At 67.9% G+C, this 3,647-nt stretch carries 2 protein-coding genes; both read left to right on the forward strand.

Translation table 11 applies throughout. The features are described 5' to 3' along the window. A partial coding sequence (gene lepB, locus VFU06_00240; GenBank protein ID HEU5207808.1) for a signal peptidase I occupies window positions 1-607 on the forward strand: 607 nt, incomplete at its 5' end. 286 nt (window positions 608-893) lie between these two features. Beyond that, a complete protein-coding gene (gene lon, locus VFU06_00245; protein HEU5207809.1) occupies window positions 894-3,449 on the forward strand; it encodes an endopeptidase La in 2,556 nt (851 codons plus the stop codon). Window positions 3,450-3,647 lie beyond the last annotated feature (198 nt).

The raw sequence follows: 3,647 nt of genomic DNA on the forward strand, positions 1-3,647 counted from the left end.
CTTCGTCATCCAGACCTGGACGGTGATCTCCGGCTCGATGGAGGACACCCTGCTGGTCGGCGACTTCCTCGTGCTGAGCAAGTCCGCGTACGGTGCGACCGTGCCCGGAACCGAGATGACACTGCCCGGCTACACGACGCCGGAGCGCGGCCACATCGTCGTCTTCCGCGGCCATCACGAGCCCATCGACCTGGTCAAGCGGCTCGTCGGAGTTCCCGGCGACACGCTCGCGATGCGGGCAGGCCAGCTCATCGTGAACGGCGCCCCCCAGCACGAGCCGTACGTCGTGCGGACCGACCCCGGCAGCGACGCATACCACCCCAGCATGGACTGGCAGGCACGCTTCCTTGCCGACCCCGCCGCAGCACGGAGCTACCGCCCCACCCGCGATAACTGGGGCCCGATCGTCGTGCCGCCCAACAGCTTCTTCGTGATGGGCGACAACCGCGACCAGTCCCTCGACTCCCGCTACTGGGGGTTCGTCCCCATGGAATCGATCAAGGGCAAGGCAGTGATGCTCTACTTCTCCTGGGACCGCAACGCGAGCAGCTCGATTCCCCTGTTCGGCCACGTCCGCTGGGGCAGAGTCGGCGATCGGATCCAGTGAGATCACGCGGCCGCGACCGGAGTCGCGGCCGCTCTTTTTCTAGCGGTCCGCTATCGCGGCAGCAGCCGTTCCCGGCGTCCTGTCGGATTGCCGCAATACACGCGAATCCTCTCATTATCACCTGCCATTCTGACGCGCACGGCTGGAGCCGGTCGTGCGTCGCACGTCGACCAGCTTACTGAGTTGCTCACCGCGGGCCTGGACGGCGCGTGGCAAGCGACGTGCACCGCCGTACGACCGAGGCCGCAGCGCCGTGTTCGTGCGGGTCAGCGCAAGGAGTAGTGCAATGGTGGAACGTTTGAGACTGCCGGTGCTCCCCATGCGGGAGACGGTGATTTTTCCGGGTGTCGCTGTCCCGATCACGGCCGGTCGGCCGGGCACACTGGAAGCAATCGAGAAGGTGCTGGAGGGTGACCGTCGGCTGTTCGCGGTGTGCCAGCGCGAGAACGTGGATGATGCCCGGCCCGACGTGTTGTACGAGTACGGTGTCATCGTTCGGGTGATGCAGGTGCAGCGCACGCCGAACGGGCTGCAGCTGCTGATCCAGGGCGAGCGGCGCGCGAAGTCGCTCGGGTACCACACGTCCGGCACGGCGATGCTCGAGGCGGATGTGTGGGTGGTCGAGGAAGAGGAGCCGCGCCACGACGCAGCCCTGGAAGCACTCGACCGGGAGCTGCGTGAACGTGCGGGCGAGCTGGGCCGACGTCGCGGCATGCCGAGCGAAGCGCTCGCGCAGGTCGTGCAGGGCGTGGACGACCCCGGTGCGTTCGCTGACCTCGTCGCATTCTACCTGGACCTGCCGGCGCACGAGAAGCAGCGGCTGCTCGAGCTGTTCCCCGTAACCGAGCGCATGCGGCGGGTGCTCGTGGGCGTCGAGCGCGACCTGTTGCGCCTGGAGGCGCAGCAGGAGATCCAGCAGAAGGTGCAGGAGGAGCTGGGCGAGAAGCAGCGCGAGATGGTGCTGCGCGAACAGCTCAAGGCGATTCAGAAGGAGCTCGGCGACGAGGACGAAGCCGGCGACATCGAGGAGCTGGTCGAGCGCGTCGAGAACCTCGAATTGCCCGATGACGCGCGCAAGGAGATCGAGCGCGAGCTGAACAAGCTGCGGCGGACGAACCCTCAGTCCGCCGAGTACCAGGTGCTGCGCACCTACCTCGAGCTGGTCACCGAGCTGCCGTGGGGCACGCGCACCGAGGACAAGATCGACCTGAGCCGCGCCGAGGTGATCCTCGAGGAGGACCATTACGGGCTCGATGACGTCAAGGACCGCGTCCTCGAGTTCCTCGCCGTCCGCAAGCTGCAGATGGAACGGGCGGAGGAGGAGGCACAGGCCAGCGCGGACGAGGACGAGCTCGCACAGCGCACCGCGCCCATCGACATCGAGAGCGGCTCACCCGGCACACCGCACGTCGTCAACAGCACCGACCCGGAGGCGGACGAGCAGCCCGAGGACGCACGGGTCGACCGGGAGACCAAGCAGGTGCGCGCCAAGGCGCGCGCCGTAGGGCGCGGCCCTATCCTGCTGTTCGTCGGCCCGCCGGGCGTGGGCAAGACATCGATCGCGAAGTCGATTGCACGCGCGCTCGGGCGCAAGTACGTGCGCATCGCGCTCGGCGGCGCGCGTGACGAGGCGGACATCCGCGGGCATCGTCGCACCTATGTGGGTGCCATGCCGGGACGCATCATCCAGGGGCTCAGGCAGGCGGGCACCAAGAACCCGGTATTCCTGCTCGACGAGGTCGACAAGCTCGGCGTGTCGCTGCAGGGGGACCCGTCCGCGGCACTGCTCGAGGTGCTCGACCCTGCGCAGAACCACGCGTTCGTCGATCACTACCTCGGTGTGCCGTTCGACCTGAGTGAAGTGCTGTTCGTCGCAACAGCGAACTGGCGCGACCGGATCCCGGCCCCGCTGCTCGACCGCATGGAGACCGTCGATTTCGCCGGCTACACGGAGCAGGAAAAGCTCGAGATCGCGAAACGCTACCTGCTGCCCCGCCAGCGCGAGGAGAACGGGCTCAAGGAGTCACAGATCGATGTCACGGGGGACGCGCTGAGCCGTGTGATCAGCGAATACACACGTGAGGCGGGCGTGCGTCAGCTCGAGCGCGAGCTTGGCAAGATCGCGCGCAAGGCGGCCCGGCGAATCGCGGTCGAGGACGTCGACACGCTGCAGATCGATGCCGAGGACGTGCAGACCCTGCTCGGTCGCGCACGCGTTCACCCGGAGCGCGCCCGCGCAGAGGACCAGATCGGCGTCGCGACCGGCATGTACTACACGCCCATGGGCGGCGACATCATGTTCGTCGAGGCAAGCGTCTTCCGCACCAGCAAGGAGACGCTCATCCTGACCGGCCAGCTCGGCGACGTCATGAAGGAATCGGCGCGCGCAGCGCTGACCTACGCCAAGACCCACCACGACCGGCTCGGCATCCCCGAGGACAACCTCAAGGACCTCGAGCTGCACGTGCATGTGCCGGCCGGTGCAGTCCCCAAGGACGGCCCATCGGCAGGGATCACCATGGCGACCGCCATCGTGTCCGCCCTGTCCGGCCGGCCGGCGCGCAACGACGTCGCAATGACGGGCGAGATCACCCTGACCGGCCGCGTCCTGCCGATCGGCGGCGTCAAGGAAAAGGTGCTGGGCGCCTACCGGGCGGGCATCCGCGAGATCCTGCTGCCGCAGGCGAACGAGCCCGACCTGGACGACCTGCCCGCGGAGGTCCGCGAGCAGATGAAGTTCAACCTGGTCGAGGAGCTCGGTCAGGTGCTGGCCATCACGCTGCGCGGCGCGTCACTGCACGAGGGTCGCATCCGCTTCACGGAGGCGGCGGCAACGCCGTAGCCTCCACTCCCTGGGCCCGGGCTCCGGGCCCAGGCCCGGGCCCGCCTATTCCCGGGGACGGCATTCCCCTTGCTCCTGCCCTGCACTACCCGAACAAGGAACATCGGCAGTGCAATGGCGAATCCTGCCCGGCGGCATGCGGCCGCTGGGCGCAACGTGGGACGGCTCCGGCGTCAACTTCGCGATCTATTCGCGCCA

Source organism: Longimicrobiales bacterium (assembly GCA_035764935.1).
Lineage (GTDB): Bacteria > Gemmatimonadota > Gemmatimonadetes > Longimicrobiales > RSA9 > DASTYK01.